The organism is Shewanella seohaensis, from assembly GCF_023283775.1.
GTDB lineage: Bacteria > Pseudomonadota > Gammaproteobacteria > Enterobacterales > Shewanellaceae > Shewanella > Shewanella seohaensis.
This window is the reverse complement of the sequence record NZ_JAKILE010000009.1, coordinates 65,456-91,074: the sequence shown is the minus strand read 5'-3', so window position 1 is coordinate 91,074 and position 25,619 is coordinate 65,456. Positions and strand designations below refer to the sequence as shown.

Here is a 25,619-nt window from a genome sequence, read left to right as displayed (position 1 = left end):
AGATGCGTTACATACGGAAGACGCCGAAACGGGTGTCTTCGATAGGGGCATTTAATGCGGCTGACAGGGCAAGGCCCACCACATCACGGGTTTGCGCCGGGTCGATAATGCCGTCATCCCACAGGCGGGCGCTGGCATGGTAGGGATGACCCTCTTTATCGTATTGGGCAATAATCGGTGCTTTAAAGGCTTTTTCGTCCTCAGCAGACCATTCTTCGCCTTTACGGGCTAAACCGTCACGGCGCACTGTCGCTAATACGCCAGCGGCTTGCTCGCCACCCATCACAGAGATGCGTGCATTGGGCCACATCCACATCATGGTCGGCTCGAACGCGCGGCCGCACATACCGTAGTTACCCGCGCCGTAGCTGCCACCGATAATCACTGTGAATTTAGGCACATTGGCGCAGGAGACTGCGGTCACCATCTTGGCACCGTGCTTAGCGATACCTTCGTGTTCGTACTTTTTACCCACCATAAAGCCGGTGATGTTTTGCAGGAACAGCAGCGGGATCTTGCGCTGGCAGCATAGCTCGATAAAGTGCGCGCCTTTTTGCGCCGATTCTGAGAATAAAATGCCGTTGTTGGCCACAATCCCCACGGGATAGCCGTGAATACGGGCAAAACCACAAACTAGGGTTGCGCCATAGTTGGCCTTAAACTCATCGAAATCGGAGTCGTCGACGATGCGGGCGATCACTTCTTTGACATCGAAGGGCTTTTTCAGATCGGTGCCGACGATGCCGTAGAGTTCGCTGATATCAAACTTAGGTGGCTTAACCGGGCTCAGTAAACTAGTAATTTGTTTTTGATGGTTCAGACGCAGTACTGCGCGGCGGGCAAGCTCTAATGCATGCTCATCGTTTTGGGCTAAGTGATCCGCGACACCTGAAATTTTAGTGTGTACATCGGCGCCGCCGAGTTCTTCGGCGCTGACTTCTTCACCAGTCGCGGCTTTAACTAATGGCGGCCCAGCTAAGAAGATAGTGCCTTGTTCTTTAACGATAATCGATTCATCGGCCATGGCAGGCACATAGGCGCCGCCCGCGGTACATAGGCCCATCACCACCGCAATTTGTGGAATGCCCTTGGCGGACATTTGCGCTTGGTTGTAAAAAATCCGGCCGAAATGGTCGCGAGCGGGGAATACTTCATCCTGACGGGGCAAGTTAGCGCCGCCCGAGTCGACTAAATAGATACAGGGCAGATGACAGCGACTGGCAATCTCTTGTGCCCTTAAGTGTTTTTTGACCGTGATAGGGTAGTAAGTGCCGCCTTTGACCGTGGCATCGTTGGCGATAATCATGCACTCTACGCCACTCACTCGGCCGATACCGGCGATAATGCCTGCGGCGGGGACTTCTTCGTCATAGACTTCAAATGCCGCAAATTGCGACAATTCTAAAAAGGGCGAACCTGCGTCGAGGAGTTTCTCAACCCGTTGACGAGGAAGGAGTTTACCGCGGGCCAAATGGCGCTCTAGGGCAACGGGGCCGCCACCGAGTTCAATTTTGGCGAGTTTGGTTTTGAGATCGGCCACGAGGGCGGCCATATCGTCGGATTTGGCTTTAAATTCATCGCTACGGGCGTTGATACGACTGCTTAATTGCGTCACTTTGATTGTCCTTATAAAGCGGTAACTCAGTATCAGTTGGCTCGGTGGGCGAGGGGCATGAAAGGCTAAAGCTCGTCATGCGCCGCTCGCCCTTGGCTGCTTATTTCGATTCGTTAAAGAGCTCGCGGCCAATCAGCATACGGCGAATTTCTGAGGTGCCGGCGCCAATCTCATAGAGTTTGGCATCGCGCAGTAAGCGGCCAGTGGCATACTCGTTGACGTATCCGTTACCGCCGAGCAATTGAATGGCATCCAGTGCCATTTTGGTCGCCAGCTCCGCGCTGTAAAGAATGGCGCCCGCGGCGTCTTTGCGGGTGGTTTCACCGCGATCGCAGGATTTCGCCACGCTATACACATAGGCTTTGGCGGCGTTCATGCCGGTGTACATATCGGCTAATTTGCCTTGTACTAATTGGAATTCACCGATGGATTTGCCAAATTGCTCACGCTCGTGGATATAAGGCACGACGATGTCCATACAGGCGTTCATGATCCCCAGCGGGCCGCCTGACAGCACGACGCGCTCGTAATCTAAGCCGCTCATCAGCACTTTGACGCCATTGTTGAGGCCGCCGAGAATGTTTTCCTCTGGCACTTCGACATCTTCAAACACCAGTTCACAGGTGTTTGAACCGCGCATCCCCAGTTTGTCGAGTTTTTGCGCTTGGCTGAAACCTTTAAAACCACGCTCAACGATAAAGGCCGTGATGCCGTGTGCGCCTTTGGTTAAGTCGGTTTTGGCATAAATTACATAGGTATTGGCATCGGGACCGTTGGTGATCCACATTTTGTTGCCATTGAGGATATAGCGGTCGCCTTCTTTACGGGCGTGCAGCTTCATAGAAACCACATCTGACCCTGCATTGGGCTCACTCATCGCCAGAGCGCCGATATGTTCACCGCTGACCAGCTTTGGTAAATACTTGGCTTTTTGCTCAGCATTACCGTTGCGATTAATTTGGTTGACACACAGGTTGGAGTGGGCGCCGTAACTTAACCCGATAGAGGCCGAGGCACGGGAAATCTCTTCCATGGCGACCACGTGGGCAAGATAGCCCATGTTTGCTCCGCCGTATTCCTCAGGCACAGTAACACCTAAGAGTCCCATTCCACCGAGCACGGGCCAAATTTCGTTAGGGAAGGCATTGTCGTGGTCGACTTTAGCGGCAATGGGGGCGATTTCGTGTTTAGCGAAATCTTGCACCGCATCGCGCAGCATATCGACTTCTTCGCCTAGGCCAAAATTGAGACTGGTGTAGAGTGAGTTCATTGCTTGTGTCCTATCTAAGGTTCTAATTTATATTTTTATGATTATTAGGTGCTTGAGTCTTTAAAACCGTCTTACAGTGCGTGATTTATCCCTGTCACGCGGTCGTACCAACTGAGGTGTTGATTAATGCTATGCTCGCAAGCCTCGAAGGAATTAGGCCTTGGCCTTGCTTTCTTCTAGGGCGAGGCGGCATTGCTGCTCGGCCGAATTCAGCTCCATCAGTACCACTTTAATGTCGTCCATTTGCTGCTGCAGTGCGGATTTTTTCTCTTCCACTAGGGCAAGCATGGTATTGAGCTGGGTGGTGCTGCTCTTGTCGGCATCGTAGAGTTCGAATAGGCGACGGGTTTCTGCGAGGGAGAACCCAAGGCGCTTGCCGCGCAGGATAAGTTTGAGTCGAACCCTGTCTTTGAGACTGTAAATGCGGGTTTGACCGCGACGTTTTGGCTTAAGTAAGCCTTGGTCTTCGTAAAAACGAATGCTTCGGGTCGTGATATCAAACTCTTTAGAGAGATCACTGATCGAATAAGTCGTTTGTGGCGTGTTAGTTGCGCTCATTCAGGCACCTTAGTTAATCATTTTTATGCAAGATATATGAAGTTTACGTAAAGGTAAAGATTGCGACGTGGTTAGTCTGATTTTTTTGTCAATTCTTGTTGCCACTCGCTCGAGCGGCTTCAGTTCAAACTATTGATATTAATGATGTAAGCGCGAGAGGGAAAGGCTCTGGTGAAGCGGGGAAGTGCCGCGTTGCCCTCGTCTTACTATTGGGCAACGCAGCGCTGTGGATTGAGCAAACAACTTGTATCAAATGCCGCGATTATTAGCGCTTACTCCATAGTGTTGAGTAAACCATCATCGGCTAACACACCCTCATAGGTTGGGCGGTTTAACGCCTCGATAAGTACCGGATCGCGTTTGTATATGTCATTGTAAAACTTGATTTTCCCGTCCTTTAAGGTGACGGTCCAATACATGATCAAAATGTCTAAGGGTTCATCTAAGAACAGGTTTTCCGTTTTTCCCTCACTCAATTTGCTACTGAGCGTGTTACTTGACCAATTGGCATTGGCACTTAGCAATTTATCCGCCAGCACGAGTGGATCTTTGACTCGAATACAGCCATGACTGAAGGCTCTATCCGTTTGTTCAAACAGACTTTTAGCTGGCGTATCGTGCAGATAAATCGAGTATTGGTTAGGGAAGATAAACTTAACTAAACCTAGAGAGTTATCTTCACCAGGGTCTTGCACAAACCAGTAGGGGAAGTTTTTGCGCGTCATGCTATGCCAATCGATACCACTTGCATCGACGGGCGTGCCCGAGCCTTCGACTACTTTAAAGTGTTTCTTCTGTAAATAATCGGGATCTTTACGTAAGTGATTGATGATCTCTGTCGAGATGCTGCGGGGCACAGTCCAAGTTGGATTAACGACCACGTATTTTAACTTGGATTTAAACAGCGGCGTTTTAGCGTTAATTTTGCCGATGATAATGTCGGTTCGCCAGCTTAAGCTATTGTCTTTAAAGAGTAACAGCTCATAACCTGCTAAGTTAACGATCAGGTAATTGGCGGGCAAGTTTGCCGATAACCAGCGCGCACGCTCGAGGTTAATACGGATCTGATCGACCCGTTGCGAGTAGGGCACATTGAGCGCCGCCATAGTGCCCGCACCAATCACGCCATCGGCTTTGAGACTGTGGTCGGTTTGGAATTGACGCACCGCGGCTTCAAGCGTGCTGTCGTATGTTAAGGGCTGGTTCTGGGCGGCGCTATTGTCCGCTGGCGCACTTGCAGCTAAGTAACCTAACTCGGTTAGCCGTGTGGCAATACCTTGTACCGAGGGGGAAGTACTACCCGGTTTGATGACTTCCGTATAGGGTATGGGGCTAAAAGGATAACGCGCCGCCAAGTCTTTGTACTGGGCAAGATACTGTTTAAGCTGGTGATAGGGTGCAATCTTAGGCGCTAAGCCTGCAATAGCGTCAGCCACAGTGTGCGCTTTAATGTGTTCTTCGAGCTGCTTTAATGTGGTGTCGAAATCGAGATGGGTTTCATCATAATTCCAGGTTTTGCCGAGCATACTGGGGTTTACTTTGCCATTCAGTAAATGAATGGCGTAGGTGATGATCCCATCGCTTAGGAGCACTTCAAATACATTGCTGCGGTATTCATCCTGCCAACTCGAGGCACTGAGCTGTTGGTAAAGTTCGACTAGCTTGGAGTAGTGATAATCTTCCTTCGACAATCCTTCATCATCGGCACTTTTTATCACATCGAGCATAGTGCCCGCGTAGTCTCTATCTTGCCAAAGCGGCTGATATTGACGTACTTGGTAGACCCGCGACAGCAACTTGGCACTAATGACCTGAGTGTTGTCGACTTTCGCTCGCTCACCAATAGATAAGGGTTCGAGTAAAGTCTCTAGCTGTTGGGTTGACGCAAAGCTGCTCGCGCTAACGAGACTGAGGATCAGGAGTAAGGCAGGTTTGAATTGTTTGAAGCGCATCATAATGAGTATTTCTTTCCATGAAAAAAACCATTAAAGACATAAGACTAAGTTGAATCATTTCGCACAGCAAGCGAGATGTACAATTATCCAACATGTTTAACAATTTTAGCGGTTATATCCCTTAGTCTAATGGGGGAATAGCGCAGGGCAGGTCATAATCCCTGAGGGAAGGAAGGGGAGAGTTTCATCTGTGGTGACATGGGTGAGTGTCATGATGGGAGGCCTTATGACAGATGTTGGACAACAATTACATCAGACATCCATTGCGAATAAACAGGCATTTTGGCAACAAGCCGCCAAGGCCTTAGACTGGGTGACGCCGAGCAAACAAATATTAGATGAAAGCGAGGCACCGTTTTATCACTGGTTCAGCGATGGCGAGTTAAACACTTGCTACAACGCGGTGGACAGGCATGTGTTGGCGGGGCGTGGTGAGCAAATCGCTATTCATTACGTGAGCCCTGTGACTGAAACCGAATACAGCATTACTTACCGTGAGTTGCAGGCCCAAGTGGCAAGGCTTGCGGGCTATTTGCAAAGTGTTGGCGTGACTAAGGGAGACCGTGTGGTCATCTACATGCCCATGGTGCCCGAGACCGCCTATGCCATGCTTGCCTGCGCGCGCATTGGCGCTATTCATTCGCTGGTCTTCGGCGGCTTTGCGGCCAATGAGCTGGCGACTCGGATCAATGATGCCAAACCAAAGTTGGTAATGTCTGCCTCCTGCGGGATTGAGCCTTCAGGCGTGGTGCCCTATAAACCCTTACTGGACAAAGCATTAAATGAAGCGGTGCACAAAGTAGAGCACTGCTTGATTTTAAATCGCCCCCAATATGAAGCGCAGATGCAAGCGGGGCGCGATAAGGATTGGCAAACCGCCTTATGTACTAGCGATAGTGCCGATTGTGTGACGGTAAAAGCCACCGATCCCCTGTATGTGCTTTATACCTCAGGGACCACGGGTCAACCCAAAGGTGTGGTGCGAGACAATGGCGGCCATGCGGTGGCATTGGCTTGGTCCATGGCCAATATTTATGATATTGCCCAAGGGGATGTGTTTTGGGCAGCATCGGATGTGGGCTGGGTTGTGGGACACTCCTATATTGTCTATGGTCCGCTGCTTGTCGGGGCGACAACCTTGTTATACGAAGGTAAACCCGTAGGTACGCCGGATCCCGGCGCCTTTTGGCGCACGATTGCTAAGTATCGAGTCAAAAGCTTTTTTACCGCGCCCACGGCGATCCGTGCAATTAAGCGCGAAGATCCCGACGGCGAATTTATCCAAGGTGTTGATTTAAGCTGCTTGAAGAATGTCTTTTTGGCAGGGGAGCGCTGCGATCCCGATACTTTGCATTGGGCCGAAGCGAAACTGCATAAACCGGTTATCGACCATTGGTGGCAAACTGAAACGGGCTGGCCTGTGGCGGCAAACCTGATGGGCGTGGCACCGATTGCCGTTAAAGCGGGATCGCCTGGCAGACCCGTCCCAGGGTATGAGGTCGATGTGGTCGATGAGATGGGCGCCAAAGTGGCGGCGAATGTCTCTGGTAATGTGGTCATCAAATTGCCGCTGCCACCGGGCACACTCACTACGCTCTGGCAAAATAATAAACGCTATCAAGACAGTTACTTATCTATGTACCCAGGTTATTACCTCACTGGGGATGCGGGTTACATGGATGAAGATGGCTATCTGTATATCATGAGCCGTATCGATGACATTATTAATGTAGCTGGCCATAGACTCTCCACCGGGCGGTTTGAAGAGGTGTTGTGCCAGCATCCCGATGTGGCCGAAGCGGCCGTGATTGGCGTCGACGATAAACTCAAAGGTCAAGTGCCCTTGGGCTTAGTGGTGCTGAAAAAGGGGGTGACCATTACGGACGAGGAGCTGCATAAACAGTTAATTGCCCTCGTTCGTCAAGAAATTGGTCCCGTCGCGTCCTTTAGGTTGGTGAGTGCGATTCAAAAGCTGCCGAAAACCCGCTCGGGCAAAATCCTGCGCGGCACTATGCGTAAAATTGCCGATAATCAGCAATATACGGCGCCAGCGACTATTGAAGATCCGCAGACACTCGATTTAGTCCGCACAACCTTAACCCGCATGGGTTATGCCGATGCTCTCGTGGGGTAATCTGACTAGGTAGTCGTGAGCGTCCTTAAATAGGGGCAGTAAAGCCAAGATAAAGCAATAGTCTGATGAGAGAGTCCCATCAGACTATCGCTTTTATTTTGGATGAAATCGCTAAAGTCCAAGGCTTGCTCTTATACATCACTATTTGCTAGTCTAGCCCGCATCCTAAAGGTTCTGCTTTGGCATCGGGCGTTTAGGACATTGGATCTTAGCTTCCTCATCAGGCACCTTTGTCTGCCTCAATGCTTTAGATCCAAACATACTTTCGATCTAAATAAACATTCGATGTAAATATACTCACAACGGCTTAGGGACGACCCTAAATACGCCGATATCAATTTGGGGACGACCCCGTATGGGAGTTCTCTATGAGCTGGTTTCTATTAATTCTTGCTGGGCTATTTGAAATTGGTTGGGCCATAGGGCTTAAGTACACCGACGGATTTAGCCGCCTCTGGCCGAGTGTCTTTACTGTGTTCTCCATGACAGTGAGTGTGCTGTTATTGGGGCTGGCGGTTAAACAGCTGCCAATAGGTACGGCGTATGGGGTTTGGGTTGGCATCGGTGCCATGGGCACCGCGATTGCGGGCATTATTCTCTTAGGTGAAGGGGTGAGCCTGCTGAAAATTGTCAGTTTAATCCTCATTTTGCTTGGCGTACTCGGTTTAAAACTCGCTCATTAATCAATTCACTTCCCCAAGGAAGCGCTCGCCCCAGATGTATACGATTGGTAAAGATGTTTGAAGAAATCTAGGAATATTCTCCTGAAAAAACAACGCATCTTAGACGGTAATCGAGATTACCAATCGTATGCATCGTCTATTGTCTCTGGTAATTAAGTTACAAAGCCCGATATAATTACACCTCCAAATTGGTTATTTCTAACCTCTGTGACCCGTGGGAATTATATAATGCAAAACCACAGCAATCTTAATGACATTGGCGTGATTGGCCTTGGCGTGATGGGCAAAAACCTCGCGCTAAACATTGCCGACAATCAATATCGCGTCAGTGCCTTCGACCTCGATCCTGTTAAAGTCAACGGTGTTTTACAGCAAGAAAAACAAGAACGTGTAGGACAGGATCTGCGTATTACAGGCTGTGCTAATCTTTCAGAAATGTTAGCAAGCCTCGCTCAACCCCGTATTCTCGTGCTGTCTGTCCCTGCGGGTGCGCCTGTGGATGGGGTATGTCATGCCTTGATTTCTGCCGGTATCGAAGCGGACGACATCGTTATCGATACGGGCAACAGTCTTTGGACGGATACCGTTGAGCGCGAAAAGCGTTACCAAGGGAAATTTATCTTCTTCAGCTCGGCGGTTTCGGGCGGAGAAGTGGGTGCTCGTTTTGGCCCTTCATTAATGCCAAGTGGCGATCTTGGTGCTTGGCAGCATGTGGCGCCGATTTGGAAGGCCATTGCCGCTAAGGTTGATCCTCAAACAGGGCTGCCGATTGAGCGGTTTGAGCCGGGTAATCCCGTGACCGAAGGTGAGCCTTGCACGACCTATATTGGTCCTGCTGGCGCCGGACATTATGTGAAAATGGTGCATAACGGGATTGAATACGCCGATATGCAGCTGATTTGCGAAGCCTATCAGTTAATGCACGATGGCTTAGGCATGAGTGCAGCACAAGTGGGTGAGGTGTTTGAACGCTGGAATAAGGGCAGTTTAAACAGCTATCTGATGGGGATCAGCGCCGAGGTGCTCAAACAGGCGGATCCGCTAACGGGTCAGCCATTAGTTGAGATGATCCTCGATAAAGCAGGGCAAAAGGGCACAGGCCTATGGACTGCGGTAAGCAGTTTGCAAATTGGTTGTCCGGCTCCCACTATTGCCGAAGCGGTTTATGCGCGCGCGGTCAGCACCCAAAAATCCCTCCGTGTTGAGCTCAGTAAAAAGCTCTCAGGTCCTGCCTCTGTGGCGATGGATGATGCTCAAAAAGCCTTTTTAATCGATGCCTTAGAGAGTGCGCTCTATTGCGCTAAAGTGTGTTGCTACGCCCAGGGTTTCCAACTCATGGCGATGACGGCGCAGGAGCAAAAATGGCAGCTCGATTTTGCTGAAATCGCGAAGATTTGGCGTGCGGGTTGTATTATTCGTGCCACCTTCTTGCAATCTATCACTCAAGCTTATCAAGCGAATGCGGACTTAAGCTGTTTATTGATGGCCGACACCTTTGCAACTACCTTGTCGGAAAAACAAACCGAGTGGCGCAGTGCTGTGGCGGCGGCAGTGATGCAAGGGATCCCCGTGCCTTGTATTAGTTCGGCATTGGCCTATTACGACAGTTACCGCAGCGAAACCCTGCCAGCAAACTTGCTTCAAGGTCAAAGGGACTTTTTCGGTGCCCATACCTTTGAGCGCTTAGATAAGCCCGCTGGCGAGAAATATCATTTAGATTGGAGTGCCCCAAACAGGGTATTAATCAAACTCTAAATAAATTGTACAAAGGCCCCTAAATAGGGGCCTTTATTTTTGTGATATTTAGTGCTGTTTTGAACATCAAGGTTTATCCAGTAAAACTATATTATTCAATATCCTAGTGGGAAATTTATTTTTTAATTGGCAAAATTTGGTTTACCGCAAGACTCAATATGGGCAATCATAGGCGATTAAATACTGATTGAAGTACCTTATGAACTACTGGAATAGCGATAACTTTGAAGGATTAAAGGCGATAGGGACTCAGTATTCGGCCCTGAAGGGGTATGAACTTTTTGGTCAATATTGCCTGCAAAAAGAACAAGGGCTAAAGAAGCAAGCGATTGCGACGGTAAACCAATTCGTGTCGCACTGTAAGAGCCTGTCCTTGGCTGAGCAGAGGCACATCGCAGAGGAGCTATCCTCCTTAGGTTTTGGGCACAGTGAAACACACCAGTTACTCGCTTATCCCCTCATCGTTCTACTAAAAGGCGTGCTGACCCAATGGACGTTAGATGAGCCTAACAATCCCATCCCCCACAAATGGTTAGGCTTTATTGCTGGGGATACCGATTCCTATGAAAGAGCGTTAGCGCTCGAGCCTAGCGATGAAATTTGCCTCACTCAAGTCGCGTTGTCTCACTTAAACAGTGTCGATTTTCAGACCCACCATCTATCGGAATCTGTGTTGCTGGGTGATATATCACGGGCAAAAGACTCGCTAGCGTCAGCACAAGCATTAATCACGCGATTACAGACGATTGAGCGTAAATCAAGGCTGCAAAACAGGCATGATTATTACCTGTCGATGGTTAATTGCTGGGAGGAGTATTCCACGCTTGCTGGGGATGAGCCTTTTCCGGATTGGTGCGCCGCCAAAGGTGAACAGTTTGATTTTTGGTCAATTGTTTATTATCAACGCTGAGCGAATGTATTCGCCGTGTAGGCATAACTGAGCGTGATTTGGGACAAATTAGGTCACAGCGACCGCAGATGATAGGCTAAACCAACGATAGGCTTTTACAGTATCAACATGATGAAAACCGATATTATTCAATCACTCGCAACTATTCAACGGCTCTTTGAGGCTGAACTTATTGCTTCTATCAAGGCGGCAAGTGCTCAAAAATCCCCCTACGGTTATGCGTTATTGCTGGGGGAAGATCTGGAAATGGCGTATCCCATTGCGGTGACGAATTGTGAGTCTGATTTAGCCGACCCCACAGATACTTACAGCCGATACATTCCCGATGAATGGCTCGAATGGCACGATGATCATTTCGCGAAGGTTAAGCATGCTTACAAAGCCTTATATCAAGTATTTTCACAGGCTTACACAGTGACGGATGGGGATTTTTGTTACACAGAGGTCGCGCTGGAGTTTATGGAGCAACTCTATGGCATGTATTTGGCGGCCATGAAAAAGGTGATAGGGCAGTTTCCCGATGTGAGTTATTGGATTATTTGGATATCTGACAGTGATAGACCCATTATCTCCGAATCGTTTTGGGCGCTTAATTCGGATCATGTGCGTGAAGAGGCTGCCATTTATTTTGAGCAGTAATCTGTTTCTACTCATAGTTAACCTATTTTTATCCCTAATCGTGTATGCGTCAGCTTTAGGGGCTAATGTGATGGGCTTTTGTGATGAGCTTTCGTCAGGTGCTTTCGTGAAGGGCAATCGTAAGAGCCTGTTATGAGTAGTAGAGTGCAAGTGAATATCGAAAACTTGACATCCCCGCAGTGTTTGGTATGTTGGAAATTATGCTGTTAGCACTATTCGATGGAGTGAAGCTATGCAACAAAGCCCAACTATGCAAGAAAACCTAATCAGATCTGCTATCGCGACGGCGCAAGATGGTGTGGCGCGAGCCGATGGCCAGTTAACTGTCACCGATCAGATGGTTTGTTTTTCCCCCTACAATAAAACCTTAGGACTCGGGCCATATCAGCTGCAAAGAAAGGATATCGCCAAGGTTGAATCCTGTTGGGGTAAGGGCGGCGGCATTTTACCAGTGACTTCTGATGCGATAAAAATCACTTTGGATGATGGCAGCGTGTATCAATTTATTTTGGCCAATTCCCAAGAATGGTTGAATCTGCTCCGCCATTAGTTCTGTGACTGCTCCATAAATGCTTATTCTATCGACATATCTTGAGCGTGTGTTACCTAGATTGATTGTTTAGGCGCTTTGCTTTGCGGCTAATTGGACTAGGTTTTCCCACAGTGCCTGCGCTACTGGGCCTAAGGGCGAGTGGGGCGGGCGCATCACATAGTAATCGAGTTGGATAAGGTTTTGCCTTTCCCGCAGCTCCAGTGGCAGTAAACTTCCATCCGCAAGGGCTTGCTCCACCAAATAATGTGGTAATTTTCCCCAGCCCATGCCGCTCTGAATGAGCATTCTCTTTGTATAAAAATCATTAACGTACCAACGGCGTTGCCCTGCTTGCACTCCAAATTCGATATTGGCGGTGCCGGTGCCAGTATCTTGGATCACAATTTGGTACTCGTTCACCAATTCGCGCACATGGCTCAGGGTAGGGTGCCGACTCAGTAAACGCGGCGAGGCCACATCTAACAGACTGCCTGAAAATAAGTAGGCCAGCTCAAAATGGCTGGAACGGACAGGATCAATGCCGCCCGCTGAAATTGCAATATCGGCTTCGCCTTGATTTAAGGCTTCGAGTGCGCCGGTTAAATATTCTTGTTTAAGAATGATTTGAGTGTGCGGAAACTCATTTTGTGTTCGCTCCAGCATCGGCAAGATACGGGTAAGGTTAAAGGAGGCCTCGAAGGCCAAGGTGATACTGGCCTCGTTACCTTTGGCTAAATGCTTAGCGACTTGTCGCATCTCCTGCGCTTCATTCAGTACGCGCTGGGCGTATTGCAGCAGCTTTCGCCCCTCTTGGGTAAGCGTCAAGCGATACCCTTGGCGGTCGAACAGCACTAAATCTAACTGGGATTCCAGCTGTTTAATGCTCTGACTGATCGCTGGTTGGGTCTTATGAAGTTTGTCACTGGCGGCCTTTAGTGAGCCGGCGAGGGCGACGGTATTGAACATCAGCAGTTGTTCTAAGGTCATGGCAAGACTCTTAAACAAATAAAGAATTATTTTAGGAGATGTTAGATATTATTCCATATTTATTTATTTTTTGTGGGCGCATAATTCCGCCATATGACAGTAGTGGGCTCAATGCGAGTCCACTACTTTGCGTTTAGGGTGCCGTTTAGCGAGAGTTACGCTGAACTGAGTCTAAAAGAGATGAGTAATGAGGTAGTTATGTCGATAAATCAATTATGTTTAGCCAAAGGCAATGCAGATAAAACCGCGGCCGAGACAGACCCTCAAAAACTCTTTATCTGTGCCAATACCTTAAATCGTGCGGCGGTGGTGGTGACACTTGCGATGAGCATAGTGTTTTTATTCTCGGGCATGGGCAAGTTACTCAGCGTGCCGTTTTTCCATGTGCCTTTTAGCGTGATGAATTTGCCCACAGGTTTTGGCTATTTTATCGGTGTGATTGAAGTGCTGGGCGCCATTGGCATTGGCTGGCGTGAATACCGAGTCCTGTCGGCGACGGCATTACTGTCGGTGATGATGGGGGCCATTTATTACCACTTTAATTACGAAACCACCCTGAGCGCGTTACCCGCACTGTCTTTATCTGCGCTGTTGTTTTTAATCATCAAGCTCGATGAAACCGTTGATAGATTGGTGCGTTTTCAACGTCAGCTGGTGGACATGAAAGCAGCTTTCTAATCTTAGCCACAAGGCTGGCAAGTTCTAATTTACAAGTGACAACTAACGGTTTCATCAAGAGAAGTTTATTATGACGCACGCGAATTCCGCTTTAATGCCAGTGTTATTTGTTCCCCATGGTGGCGGGCCATTACCGCTACTCAATGATGCAAATCATCTGGAGTTAAGGGCATTTTTATCCAAGGTTTCGGATACTATCCCAACACCCAAGGCCATTGTATTGGTGACGGCCCACTGGGAAGAGGCGCAGGTGACACTGTCGAGCCATCCCCATCCAGGCATGCTGTTCGATTACTATGGTTTTCCACCTGAGGCCTATACGCTTTCTTATCCCGCGCCCGGTGAGCCGCAGCTCGCCGAAACCATTGCTGGTTTGCTCAATGCGAGTGGAATCGAGGTGCGGCTCGACAATCAGCGCGCATTCGATCACGGCACCTTTGTGCCACTTAAGTTGATGTATCCGGAGGCGAATATTCCTGTGGTGCAAATGTCCTTAGTGCAGCACCTCGACCCGAGCGCCCATATCGCTATCGGCGAGGCTCTTGCGACATTGCGCGCGCAAGGGGTGTTGATTGTGGGGTCTGGCATGTCGTTTCACAATATGCGCGCGTTTTTCTCCAGCGATCCTAAGGTGTTGCCTCGCAGCCAAGGGTTTGATACTTGGTTAACCGATGTCGTGACATCAGGCGATAGCCATGCCAAGGCACAATTAATCGATTGGCAATCGGCGCCGGAGGCACGTTTTAGCCACCCAAGGGAAGAGCACTTAATTCCTTTGCATGTGTGTTTTGGGGCGGCGCATTTGCAGACGCCAAAAGCCACACATCAATTTAGTGGCCTGTTATTTAACACAGCAATATCGGGTTACCTCTGGTCCTAACCTCTAAAAGTAAAAGGTTCGTCATGTTGCGTATTAAACGCATCGTGACGAACCTTTTTGTATTTTAAGCTTGGTCTATTTTTATCTAGCCGCCTTGCGGGCTGGTCTTTAACTCAACTTTGGGACAATCTCGAGACGTTGATATTCCCGTTTATGCGGTAAACACCAGTCCCACACTGAATAGGGTACTGAATATCATGGTGAGTTTTGCCGTGCGCCCCAATAGTGGATTGAGCGCTTCACCCGATACAGCATAGAAATCGCTGCTGAGTTTACGGGCGATAAGCAGGGATAAGCCCGCCAGCAGTACCGGTAAGCCCGGCAGAATGCCCAGTAAGAATCCTGCGATCACTAAACCAAAGGGCAAGTAAATTAAGGCTTGATACAAAACTTTGGCCTGCGCCTCGCCAATCCTCACCGCGAGCGTATGTTTGCCCGCTTGGGTGTCGGTGCGAATATCACGGGTGTTGTTGACCAACATAATGGCGGCGTTAAATAAGCCAATGGCACAGCCAAGTAGCCAGGCATTCATATTGGTATCACCCGCCTGCAGATAATAACTGCCGACCACAGCCACTAAACCAAAAAACACGAAGGCGGCGACTTCACCTAGCCCGTGTGATGCCAGAGGATACGGGCCGCCGCTGTAGCCGAGGGCGCCTAAAATGGCCGCCGCCGCTAAAATCGCAATCGGCCAGCCTCCGTGCCAAATCAAATACGAGCCTACGGTTAATGCCAGCACTAAGCATAGGATCATCGCATTACGGACTTTATGGGGGGGGATCATGCCACTCTGGGTGACGCGAACCGGGCCGAGTCGTTCAGCAGTATCGATGCCGTTTTTAAAGTCAAAGTAGTCATTGGCGAGGTTGACGGCGATCTGCAATAGGATGGCGCACAACATCGAGGTGGCGGCAATTAACCAGCTAAAACGCTCAAGGTGCAGTGCCAGAATATTACCGATTAATAGGGGACCGATTGCCGCGGGTAAGGTGCGGGGCCTGATGGCTAAAATCCAAGGATTCATGATGTCCAGTCGTTATCTAAGAAAAGAATTGGGTAGTGAACAGCGTCATAGCATAACAAGAATTTGCGTTAAAGTGAGTACTATCTAATACACGCATGTAATAGAGTTTGAATTGGCGCACAGATGTTTCGCTTTCAGGAGAAAGATTTGTCGCCAAGTTCAAAGAAAATCCACTATGCCTGTGTTTTTATATCCCCTGTGATCCACTGCCAAACATCGGTTAAGCCGATGAACTTCACCCCTATTTTTGCAATAACCAGAGCTGTGAGGTGAAAGGTTTTGTGTGGCGTTTAGCGTTAATGTCAATGATAAGGATACGATAGGATGCGTTTCGATAATCAAGTGGCGTTGGTAACGGGAGCAGGCTCCGGGCTAGGGAGAGCCTATGCCATTATGTTGGCTGAGCGGGGCGCCAAACTGGTATTAGTTGACCAACCTAAGGGAAGTCCATCCCAAGGCGAGGCATTGAGGGCAACTAGCTCTTTTAACTTAACTCATGCAACTAACGTAGAGCTGCAGCAAACCCATCAGGCCATTTTAAAGCTCGGGGCAGAATGCCTGTATTTTGAAGTGGATGTTAGCCAGCAGGATGACGTCAAGTCGATGGTGAATCGCCTACAGCAAGATTGGCAACGCGTGGATATTTTGATCAATAACGCTGGGGTTTACGGCGCGTGCTCCTTCGAGCATATCCAACAAGCCGACTGGCAGCGACAGTTTGATGTGGATGTGAACGGCAGTTTTTATCTTACCCAAGCCCTGTGGCCATTGATGAAGGCCCATGGCTATGGCCGAATTTTGATGACCACAGGGGTGTCGGCGTTGTTTGGCGACTTACATCAGGTTCCGTTCAGCGCCGCCAAGATGGCCCTCGTCGGTATGGTGAATAGCCTTTCCTTAGAGGGCGAGCAATATAACATCCATATCAATAGCCTGTGCCCGCAGGCGCTCACGGCCATGACCGATAAACACTTAGCCCCAGCGATTCAACCGCTATTTTCCTTTGATACGGTAACTGCGACTATGGCATTTTTAGTCAGTCGTGCCGCACCGAATGGCCAGCATCTGCTCGCGGGGGCGGGCAGCGTGAGTCATGGGATGTTTGCCGAATTTCAGTCCATCTATTTCAGTGATGGGTTGTGCACACCGGATAAACTGATCAAGTACTGGCCCGAGTTGCATTATGCCTTTCCGATTAATTTGCATACCTGCGGCGAAGATAAAGTGTTGGCTTGGTCAAAACAGAGTGCCCTTGAGCATCATATTAAGATTGAGTAGTGCTTTGGGCGTGCAGAAGCCACAAGATGCAATAAGCTATCGACTCTCTACTGGTCAGCCCTAGTCTAACTGAGTTACCCTTGGGCATTAGTTGCTAATTTTCAGTAGGATCCCATGAGTCAGGTATTAGACGATCTCTTATCATTATTATCCCTCGAGCAAATTGAAATCGGGCTGTTTCGTGGTCAAAGCCAAGACTTAGGATTTGGGCATGTATTTGGTGGCCAAGTGATGGGGCAGGCCCTGAGCGCCGCTAAGCAAACCGTGCCAGCCGAGCGTAAAGTGCATTCGCTACACTCTTATTTTTTACGCGCAGGGGATGAGAAGCTCCCCATAGTCTATGAAGTGGAAAATATGCGTGACGGCGGCAGTTTTAGTGCCAGACGCGTGAGTGCAATACAAAAGGGTCGGCCGATTTTTCATATGACCTGCTCCTTCCAAGAGCCCGAAGCGGGCTTTGACCATCAGGCCCAAATGCCTGAGGTGCCGGGCCCTGAAGGGTTATTGAATCAAAACGAGCTGGCGATGACCTTAAGGGATAAAGTGCCCGCGCGCATTCTCGAAAAATTTATGGAAGACGCGCCGATTGAGATGCGGTTAGTCAATCCTTTGCATCCCTTCGCGCCCAAAGAAACCGAACCCTATCGCTATGTGTGGCTAAGGGCGAATGGGCCAATGCCAACGGATGCCCATATTCACGAGTATTTGCTGGCCTACGCCTCTGACTTTAACTTTTTAGTCACGGCGGCTCAGCCCCATGGCGTGTCGTTTTTAACGCCGGGGATCCGCATGGCAACAATCGATCATGCGATGTGGTTCCATCGCCCAATTAATATGGGAGAATGGTTGCTCTACAGTATCGACAGTCCAACCGCCAGTGGTGGGCGAGGTTATGTACGAGGCCAATTTTTTAATCAGCAGGGTGAGCTTGTCGCCTCGACGACTCAAGAGGGGCTGATCCGTATGGTAAAAGGAAGTTAATATGTTGATGAAAATAAAGTTGTTTATGTCATTTTTACTGGTGACATTTGCCTTAAGTGGCTGCGTGACGGTTCAACCCGATCCTCCGGTGGTGGTTAATGGGGCGGCGGGCTATTTGGAAAAAATTCTCCTGCCCCAAGGCAGTGAAATTACCATTGCGATCATCGATTTGAACACGCCCGGCGTCATTATTGCCCAAAAGAGCTTTAATATCGCTAGGGCGCCTGTGCCGTTTAAGTTCTTATTACCGGCGAAATCTATCGATAAACGCATTAATTACGGCGTGGTGGCCATGATCAAGTATCAGGATAAGGTGATTTTTCAAACCTATGACCGCTTCCCTGTGATTAACAATGATAAATACACCACTGAAGTATTGATGAAAGCGGTTCGCACTGAGCAGTAGTCGAATGTTTTAAAGCCTATTGGCAGGATGCGTGATTGCATTTTATCGAAAAGGGGAGTTAATCCCCTTTTTTATTGCTTTTTTTTTACTCAGCAATTTTTTCAGTTCTTTTATCCGGCGGTCTTACTGGGTGGCCATACTGCATATTGTGTACTGCGTATTTCGTACAGTGTGTTTCGTATGACTGTGACTTAGATAAATAAGTACGACATTCGTTAAATAACATGCTGGTTATTTGTTCATGCAATCTTCTAACTCATCACAGCCTTAATTGTGAGAAATTATGTCTGCTTGAAATTATTTCATCTAAAACTAATCCGTTTTCATCTTTGTTTATCAGTTTCTCATACTGTTAATTATCATTTAATAAAAGGATTTATTAATGAGTGATAATAAATTTTATTTGCTTTTTAAGCACTTGCTAAAACTCCCTTTCGCAGTGTAAACCAGCTTGCATTCCGTTAACCGGTAAGCGATGAATGTTTATTGGGTACGCTATTCTTATTAATTGATTTTATGGGTAATTATTCGGTTAATAAGGTGTTTCAATATGTATCACTGCGTGTTAAAACGCTGCGGTAAAGTTCTCTCAGTTACAGTCATTTTATGATGTTGCTGTACTGAATAAATATTAAAAATGGAACTTTCGGCAGTAATTTTAATATAGCGAAGGAAGCGAACATGAAAACAAAAATTGCACTAGCGGTGTCTATGGCATTGCTGTCGGCTGCGGCAAATGCGCAAACCGTATTATCGCCAACTGGTGAAACGTTACAGTTAGATATTCCAGCGGAATTATCAAATGATTCGACCCGAGGTCAATTAACAGCGGTTAACAACCAAGATGTAAAATTTATTCCTGAGCCAGATTTAGCCGAGGGAGAATATACCTATATCGTGAGATTACGTGACAGCGCGGTCGCGAATTATCAGGGGGATATTCCAGGCTTTAAGGCCACTAGCCCACAACATGTACAGTCGACCTCACAGGCAAAAAGCTCTGGTAAGACAGGTAATGTCAAACTGAATGCCGCTGCACCTGAAGTCAAAAATTACGTCAGTTTCCTCAAGGTCAAGCAAGAGCGCTTTTTAACAAGTGCCAGCGCGGCCATTGGTAGCCGTCTTGAGCCGCTGACCACTTACCAATACGCCATCAACGGTGTTGCCGTACGTATGACTCAGGCGCAAGCCATCAAACTGGCCGAATTACCTGAAGTGGTTTATATCGAGCGCGAGAAAATCGAACAGCTCGAAACCGATGTGAGTCAGGCACTGATCGGCTCCCCAAAGGTGTGGGACGGTAGTGCAACGGGCACTAAGGCCATGGGTGAAGGCGTGATTGTGGCGATTATCGACTCAGGGATTAACTCTGATCACGCCTCTTTCGCCGATGTGGGTGAAGATGGTTACGATCACACCAACCCCTTAGGTCAAGGGATTTATGTTGGTGACTGTAAAACCGATTTTGCCAGCATGTGTAACGACAAGCTGATTGGTGTGCGCAGCTACCCTGAAATCACCGATGTCTATGATGATGAAAAGGTTTTCGGCGCGACGCCGCCCGCTAAAAACGGCGAAGATTACGGTGGTCATGGCTCCCACGTTGCCAGCACCGCGGCAGGAAACATTCTGCTCAATGTACCTTATGTTGAGGGAGAAGTAGGTAAACTCGAAGGTTCGGGGATCCCGACTGGCTTAACGTTTGCGCAAATGTCCGGCGTGGCTCCCCACGCAAACATTATTGCCTATCAAGTCTGTAAGCCTGGCGATCAAGAAGATACTTACAATGGCTGTTCAACAGCACCGATTTTAAAAGCGATTGATGATGCGATTAAAGATGGCGTAGACGTGATCAACTTCTCCATCAGTGGCGGCGGCAATCCATGGAACAGCGCGACAGAGCAGGGCTTCTTAGCGGCGCGTAATGCGGGTATTTTTGCTGCGGTTGCGGCGGGTAACACCCGGGCAAACATCGCGCAGGTACCTTATTCATCGTCTAAAAACGCACCTTGGTATACCTCGGTAGCTAACTCGACTCACAATCGTGAAGTGGTACGTGAGCTGGAGTTTAATGGTAAGACTTTTGAGTTCACCCCTGGCTCTGGCCCTGTGCAAACCGACGTTGTGAAAGGACTGCCCGTATTTGCAGGCGCAGTTGATGCGACCAATGTGGAAGGCTGTAAAGTATTCCCTGCCGATGCCTTTAAAGACAAAATTGCCGTTATCAAACGGGGCTCATGTGATTTCGCCACTAAAGTATCGGGTGCATTAACGGCGGGCGCTAAAGCGGTTATCGTGTACAACCGTGATGGTGAAGGCAATGCGCGTTTAACCATGTCGGCATTGGAGAAGTTAAATGTCCCTGCGGTATTTATTGGAAATACCGATGGCGTAGCCTTACTCGAGGCCATGGCCGCCAATCCAGCAGTAGAGCTAACCTTAACCCCGACACCGCAAGCGATTAGCCGTGAGGCCGATGTGTTATCTGCCAGTTCACTGATTGGCCCAAATGCGACCAATGATGTGATTGTGCCTTCGGTGGCCGCTCCAGGTACGGATATTTACGCTGCTTATGCTGATCAACAATTTGGCCATGATAAATCGGGTACAAATCCTGCCGATTTTACCTTAATGTCGGGCACTTCAATGGCAAGCCCCCATGTTGCGGGTGCGGGCGCGCTGTTAAAGTCACTGCACAAGGATTGGACACCGGACAATATCCGCTCCGCATTAATGCTGACCGCTACGACCGCGCAGGCGATGAAAAAAGCCGATGCTAAAACCGTTGCCGATCCGTTCGATGTGGGCGCTGGCCGTATACGTGTGGATCTAGCGGCTAAAACGGGTTTAGTGATGGACGAAAGTGCCCTGAACTATGAAATAGCCAACCCAGTTGTGAACGGCGACCCACGTAAGTTAAACGTGCCAAGCATGGCCGATTCTCGCTGCGTGAATACCTGTACTTGGACCCGTACCGTAACCGCAACCCAAGATGGTAGTTGGACGGCGAAGGGCCAAGCGGTGACCGATAAGTTAGCATTAACAGTGTCGCCAGAAAGCTTTACCCTGAAAAAAGGCGCGAGCCAAACTATTACCGTGACCGCCGATGTGACGCAAGTGGGCGCAGATTGGGGCTTTGGCAACTTAGTGCTCGAGTCGGCAAGCTTCCCAACGGCGACTATGCCGATTGCCGCTAAGATTGGTAAGCGTAACCTGCCCAATTTAGTGAACATTGAAGCGACCCGTAATGCGGATGAAATCAATCTTGAAGGCTTAAAGGCGGTAGATTTTGCCAGCGTGGGCGCCGAAGTGACGGGCCTTAAGCTGAGCCAAACCATTGAGTCAAGCGTGAAGCAAGACTCGAACAATGCCTCATACACTGATGATCTCGCCGATGGCGTCAAAGTGTTTAAGTTTGACGTGAATGAGAATGCACTGTTCTTCCGTACTTCAATTAGCTACACCACATCGCCTGATCTCGATATGTACGTGCTACTCGATAAAAACGATGGCAGCAAACTTGTGCGAGTGGGTTCATCGGCTAAAGACGGTTCAGAGGAAAGTGTCTTACTCAATAATCCGGTGAAGGGCAGTTACTATGTGATTGTGCAAAACTACAGCGCCTCATCCGCGACGGCCGATGACGTGTTTGGTTTGAAGCAATTAACCTTCTACAACAATGAAACCGCAGCGGATAACCTAACGGCGACGCTTTCTGGCGATACTAAGGACTTCGACGTCAAGCTGGCGTGGAAGGATGCGCTCAAAGTGGGTGACGATGGGTTAGCCATGCTGACCCTCACCACGGGTGATGACAAAGTGGCGCCAGTGAAGTTACCCGTTGTCTTTGAACGTGTCGGTGATGATGTGCTATCGCCTCTGGGCAATGCGCTAAGTGGTCAGTTGACACCGGGCGTGGCGAAGATGATGAAAACCCGCATCGAAGCCAACAGAACCCAAGAAACACGTGTGTATAACTTAGAAGCTATGCTGCCTGAAGGCCATGAAGTGGCTAACATCAGCCATGACGGTAAGCAAGATGGTAATAAGATCACTTGGACGGTCGAGATGCCATCGGGCGCTGACGCGAAAGACATCAGCTTTGAGTTGGTTCCACGTAAGGCGAGTGTCGATAATCAGTTAAGCCTAACAAACAAGGTCAACAATGCCTCGTCAGAAACCCTGACTCAAAGTTACCAGTTTGATGTGTCTGAAGTGGCGCCAGTTGCTAAGGTTGAAGCGCCAACCACAGTCCAAGAAGGTAAGCCGCTGTTTATCGATGCGAGCAAATCATCGGATGCGAACAATGATCCGCTGACCTACAAGTGGACGCAGTTAGGTGGCACCAGCTTTAATTTTGACCCCGCAGCGGCCAAATTAAACTTAGTGGCGCCAAGTGTGAATGGTGCGGCACAAACCGTGTCATTCCAACTGACCGTATCCGATAACCACGGCAACAGCGATTCGAGCTTAGTGTCGGTATCGATTACCGATACTCCGCCGAAGAAGGATGACGGTGGTGCTTTAGGCTGGTTAAGTTTATTACTGCTGCCATTTGCCTTTGGTCGCCGTAAACAGCGTTAATTTGCGATGAGTTAAATGATTTCACCTTAAGCGTTAGGTGACGCATTAAAAGGGCCGAGTAATCGGCCCTTTTTATTGCTTTTTGTTAACGGTTTTTCATTAAAAATTCCACAAAGGCGCGGTCGGCTTGGCTGACGGGGCGCTGTTTTTTCCACGCGATATGCAGATTTAAAAACACCGGTGGGTCAAAGGGTTTGGCGAGAATGTCATCTTTTGGACTGATGGCCATTTCGAGCACGCTAGTGATCCCAAATCCCTGTGACACAATCTGTTTGATTAAGTTAATTAGGTTGGTCTCAAAGGCGATATTGGGCTTTTTACCCAATTCTTTGGCCTGGGAGAGGATCCATTCCCGGTGGAAATAGCCGGTTTTAAACATCACTAATTCATGGTCAAAGAAGTCGTTGAGGCTGACGGCTGGATGATCGGCGAGCGGGTGCTCGGCGCCCATGGCGATCACCATCTGCTCACGGATCAACAATTGACTATCGAAGTCACTCTGTAAATCTTGGGCGGTGATGATGGCGATATCCACCTCTTCCTGCTGTAACATCCGCAGAGCGTCACGGGTACCGCCTTCGAACAGTGACAGCTTTAACTCGGGATATTGATGGCGAAACGCCATAAGTCGAGAGGGCAGATAGAAGGAGCCCAGCATGCCCGGCACCGCGATCCTCACTTCCCCAGAGGTGAGATTCGCCATAGCGCGGATTTGCGCTTCGGCCTGTTTGATTTGTTTTAGGATCATAGTGGCATGTTGATGCAGCACTAAGCCTTCGGCGGTGAGCGCGAGGTGCTTGTCATTCTTATTGCTGGTGCGATTAATCAGAGTCACCCCAAGCGACTGCTCGAGCCGTTTAATGCTTTGGCTTAGAGCCGGCTGCGCCATATTGAGCTTCTTGGCCGCGGCGGTAAAACTGCCGGTATTGGCCAGTGCATCTAAATGTTTAAGTTGGCGTATATCCATGATGATTCATCTTTTATGCTGGATGGTACTTATGCTCAAGCGCACTTATGCACGATTATTCTTATGCTTGAGGGCACTGTGCTTTAAGGGTTAATAATGCGCTACAACCCTGTACTGTCGTATCTCGCATTGCTTGGCCGATAACAGGGTGTATCGCAACTGTTAGCTATAACAAAAATCAATAATTTCAATATAAATTATCTATTATTGTTATGTTATGCCCAGTGCTAATCTTTGTCTATCCTAAGTGTGATGCGTTATCGAGGCCAAAAGTGCAAGCCGTGTTAGACACTATTATCGACAGTAAACAACGTGATACCCGACTGATGTGGGCCCTGTGTGTGGCTTCCGTGGTGGTGTATATCAATCTGTATTTGATGCAGGGCATGTTACCGCTGATCGCCGAGCATTTTGCGGTATCTGGCTCTAAGGCAACGCTTATCCTCTCGGTTACCAGCTTTTCGCTGGCGTTTTCGCTGTTAATTTATGCGGTTGTGTCCGACAGAATTGGCCGCCACACGCCGATTGTAGTGAGTCTCTGGCTACTGGCACTTTCGAATCTGCTGTTGATTTGGGCTGGGGATTTTAATGCTCTTGTCTACGTACGCTTTTTACAGGGCGTGCTGTTAGCGGCGGTCCCCGCCATTGCCATGGCCTATTTTAAGGAGCAACTCTCGCCAAGCACTATGCTCAAAGCGGCGGGCATTTATATCATGGCCAATAGCATCGGCGGGATTGTCGGTCGGTTACTGGGCGGGGTGATGTCGCAGTTTTTATCTTGGCAAGAGTCCATGTGGTTGCTGTTTTTAGTCACGCTTGCGGGTGTTGCCTTAACCAGTTATTTATTGCCTTCTGGGGCCGATGCCCAGGCGGTATCGGGCGGACAAGCCACCTCGCCAACACTGTCAAAACGGGCACGTTTATTACAGGATATTTATGGCTTTAGCCATCACCTAACCGATCCGCAGATGCGTTTAGCCTATGCCATCGGGGGGATCACTTTTATGATGATGGTGAATCAATTTAGCTTTATTCAGCTGCATTTGATGGCCGCACCCTACGAGTGGAGCCGTTTCCAAGCGACCTTGATCTTCCTGTGTTATTCCAGTGGTACCGTGGCCTCCTATTTTACTGCCAAGTGGCTGGCAAAATTTGGTCAGCACAAGTTATATCAATGGTCTTGGTGTTTGATGTTGCTGGGCAGTTTATTGACCCTGTTCGATACGCCAGTCACGATTAGCCTAGGCTTTTTGATGACGGCCTGTGGCTTCTTCTTAACCCACAGCTGCTGCAACTCCTTTGTGGCGATGCGCGCAAGCCGCGACCGCGCTAAAGCGACTTCGCTGTATTTATGTTGCTATTACTTAGGCGCCGCGCTGGGCGGGCCTTACCTGATGCTGTTTTGGCATAAAGCCGAGTGGCAGGGAGTGGTGATGGGATCATTAACACTCCTTGCATTAATCGCCTTAGCTATCGGTCGGTTGCGTTATCACCAGACCCAGATGAGCCGCGTGACGCTCTAGTTTGCTAGGCCCGTTGGCGCAGCTCTTCGCCATAGATTTAATATTTGATAAACGCTTAGGCCAACGACTCCCCGTTGGCCTTTTTGTACACCTAATTTGCCCTCGCGGGTATTCGCGTTAAACCGATACATACAGCAGATCGCGACATTTCTGCTGCCTTATCTGGCATCCATTTCCTTATCTCTCACTGCGTGATTTCCGCATTTTTGGAGTTTTAGGCAAGTAACCACGAGTTTCATGGCTTCAATATCGTGGTC

General features: G+C 48.9%; 20 protein-coding genes. 13 read left to right on the top strand and 7 right to left on the bottom strand.

Going from position 1 to position 25,619, the window contains the following annotated elements; genetic code table 11:
• Nucleotides 1-7: 7 nt before the first annotated feature.
• From L2713_RS12125 to L2713_RS12110, 4 genes are all read right to left on the bottom strand, one after another.
• Nucleotides 8-1,615, bottom strand: a complete 1,608-nt coding sequence (locus L2713_RS12125) for a carboxyl transferase domain-containing protein (protein ID WP_248968077.1) — start codon at nt 1,613-1,615, stop codon at nt 8-10.
• 100 nt (nt 1,616-1,715) lie between these two features.
• A complete protein-coding gene (locus L2713_RS12120) occupies nt 1,716-2,885 on the bottom strand; it encodes an isovaleryl-CoA dehydrogenase (RefSeq protein ID WP_011716702.1) in 1,170 nt (389 codons plus the stop codon).
• Between the two features lie 153 nt (nt 2,886-3,038).
• Nucleotides 3,039-3,443, bottom strand: coding sequence for a MerR family transcriptional regulator (locus L2713_RS12115; protein WP_011623082.1), 405 nt, complete (start codon nt 3,441-3,443; stop codon nt 3,039-3,041).
• A gap of 272 nt (nt 3,444-3,715) precedes the next feature.
• Nucleotides 3,716-5,398: a L,D-transpeptidase family protein gene (locus tag L2713_RS12110; RefSeq protein WP_248968076.1), complete on the bottom strand. Its 1,683-nt coding sequence runs from the start codon at nt 5,396-5,398 to the stop codon at nt 3,716-3,718.
• Nucleotides 5,399-5,624: 226 nt separating this feature from the next.
• On the opposite strand from L2713_RS12110, the gene L2713_RS12105 reads away from it, so the two are divergent.
• The 6 genes from L2713_RS12105 (at nt 5,625) to L2713_RS12080 (ending at nt 12,069) form a co-directional block, all read left to right on the top strand.
• Nucleotides 5,625-7,532, top strand: coding sequence for a propionyl-CoA synthetase (locus L2713_RS12105; protein ID WP_248968075.1), 1,908 nt, complete (start codon nt 5,625-5,627; stop codon nt 7,530-7,532).
• A gap of 368 nt (nt 7,533-7,900) precedes the next feature.
• A complete protein-coding gene (sugE, locus tag L2713_RS12100; RefSeq protein ID WP_011625939.1) occupies nt 7,901-8,215 on the top strand; it encodes a quaternary ammonium compound efflux SMR transporter SugE in 315 nt (104 codons plus the stop codon).
• Between the two features lie 228 nt (nt 8,216-8,443).
• On the top strand, nt 8,444-9,970 hold the full coding sequence (gndA, locus tag L2713_RS12095) for an NADP-dependent phosphogluconate dehydrogenase (RefSeq protein WP_248968074.1): 1,527 nt from the start codon (nt 8,444-8,446) through the stop codon (nt 9,968-9,970).
• Nucleotides 9,971-10,169: 199 nt separating this feature from the next.
• The gene (locus L2713_RS12090) at nt 10,170-10,880 is read left to right on the top strand and encodes a hypothetical protein (protein WP_248968073.1); all 711 of its coding nucleotides are present in this window, start codon (nt 10,170-10,172) and stop codon (nt 10,878-10,880) included.
• 108 nt (nt 10,881-10,988) lie between these two features.
• Entirely contained in the window at nt 10,989-11,519 is a 531-nt protein-coding gene (locus tag L2713_RS12085; protein WP_248968072.1) for a hypothetical protein, read from the top strand.
• Nucleotides 11,520-11,751: 232 nt separating this feature from the next.
• Nucleotides 11,752-12,069: a hypothetical protein gene (locus L2713_RS12080; RefSeq protein WP_248968071.1), complete on the top strand. Its 318-nt coding sequence runs from the start codon at nt 11,752-11,754 to the stop codon at nt 12,067-12,069.
• 69 nt (nt 12,070-12,138) lie between these two features.
• Here the strand turns inward: L2713_RS12080 and L2713_RS12075 are convergent, their stop codons facing one another.
• The gene (locus L2713_RS12075) at nt 12,139-13,038 is read right to left on the bottom strand and encodes a LysR family transcriptional regulator (protein WP_248968070.1); all 900 of its coding nucleotides are present in this window, start codon (nt 13,036-13,038) and stop codon (nt 12,139-12,141) included.
• A gap of 198 nt (nt 13,039-13,236) precedes the next feature.
• Between L2713_RS12075 and L2713_RS12070 the strand changes: the two genes are divergently transcribed.
• Both L2713_RS12070 and L2713_RS12065 read left to right on the top strand, forming a co-directional pair.
• Nucleotides 13,237-13,716 (top strand): DoxX family protein, encoded by a 480-nt coding sequence (locus tag L2713_RS12070; RefSeq protein ID WP_109287798.1) that lies wholly within the window; start codon nt 13,237-13,239, stop codon nt 13,714-13,716.
• A 70-nt stretch (nt 13,717-13,786) separates the two neighbouring features.
• Nucleotides 13,787-14,596 carry a DODA-type extradiol aromatic ring-opening family dioxygenase gene (locus L2713_RS12065; RefSeq protein ID WP_248968069.1) on the top strand — a complete coding sequence of 270 codons (810 nt, stop codon included), beginning with the start codon at nt 13,787-13,789 and terminating at the stop codon, nt 14,594-14,596.
• A 151-nt stretch (nt 14,597-14,747) separates the two neighbouring features.
• On the opposite strand, the gene L2713_RS12060 is transcribed toward L2713_RS12065, so the two are convergent.
• Nucleotides 14,748-15,623, bottom strand: coding sequence for a 1,4-dihydroxy-2-naphthoate polyprenyltransferase (locus L2713_RS12060; protein WP_086904432.1), 876 nt, complete (start codon nt 15,621-15,623; stop codon nt 14,748-14,750).
• Between the two features lie 324 nt (nt 15,624-15,947).
• Between L2713_RS12060 and L2713_RS12055 the strand changes: the two genes are divergently transcribed.
• The 4 genes from L2713_RS12055 (at nt 15,948) to L2713_RS12040 (ending at nt 22,872) form a co-directional block, all read left to right on the top strand.
• Nucleotides 15,948-16,901: an SDR family NAD(P)-dependent oxidoreductase gene (locus L2713_RS12055; RefSeq protein ID WP_248968068.1), complete on the top strand. Its 954-nt coding sequence runs from the start codon at nt 15,948-15,950 to the stop codon at nt 16,899-16,901.
• 114 nt (nt 16,902-17,015) lie between these two features.
• The gene (gene tesB, locus L2713_RS12050) at nt 17,016-17,882 is read left to right on the top strand and encodes an acyl-CoA thioesterase II (protein WP_011622398.1); all 867 of its coding nucleotides are present in this window, start codon (nt 17,016-17,018) and stop codon (nt 17,880-17,882) included.
• Between the two features lies 1 nt (nt 17,883).
• A complete protein-coding gene (locus L2713_RS12045; protein ID WP_011716717.1) occupies nt 17,884-18,288 on the top strand; it encodes a YbaY family lipoprotein in 405 nt (134 codons plus the stop codon).
• A gap of 681 nt (nt 18,289-18,969) precedes the next feature.
• Entirely contained in the window at nt 18,970-22,872 is a 3,903-nt protein-coding gene (locus L2713_RS12040; protein WP_248968067.1) for a S8 family serine peptidase, read from the top strand.
• A gap of 85 nt (nt 22,873-22,957) precedes the next feature.
• On the opposite strand, the gene L2713_RS12035 is transcribed toward L2713_RS12040, so the two are convergent.
• Entirely contained in the window at nt 22,958-23,839 is an 882-nt protein-coding gene (locus L2713_RS12035; RefSeq protein WP_248968066.1) for a LysR family transcriptional regulator, read from the bottom strand.
• A 272-nt stretch (nt 23,840-24,111) separates the two neighbouring features.
• Here L2713_RS12035 and L2713_RS12030 point away from each other — a divergent pair, with 272 nt between their 5' ends.
• Entirely contained in the window at nt 24,112-25,362 is a 1,251-nt protein-coding gene (locus L2713_RS12030; protein ID WP_248968065.1) for an MFS transporter, read from the top strand.
• Nucleotides 25,363-25,619 lie beyond the last annotated feature (257 nt).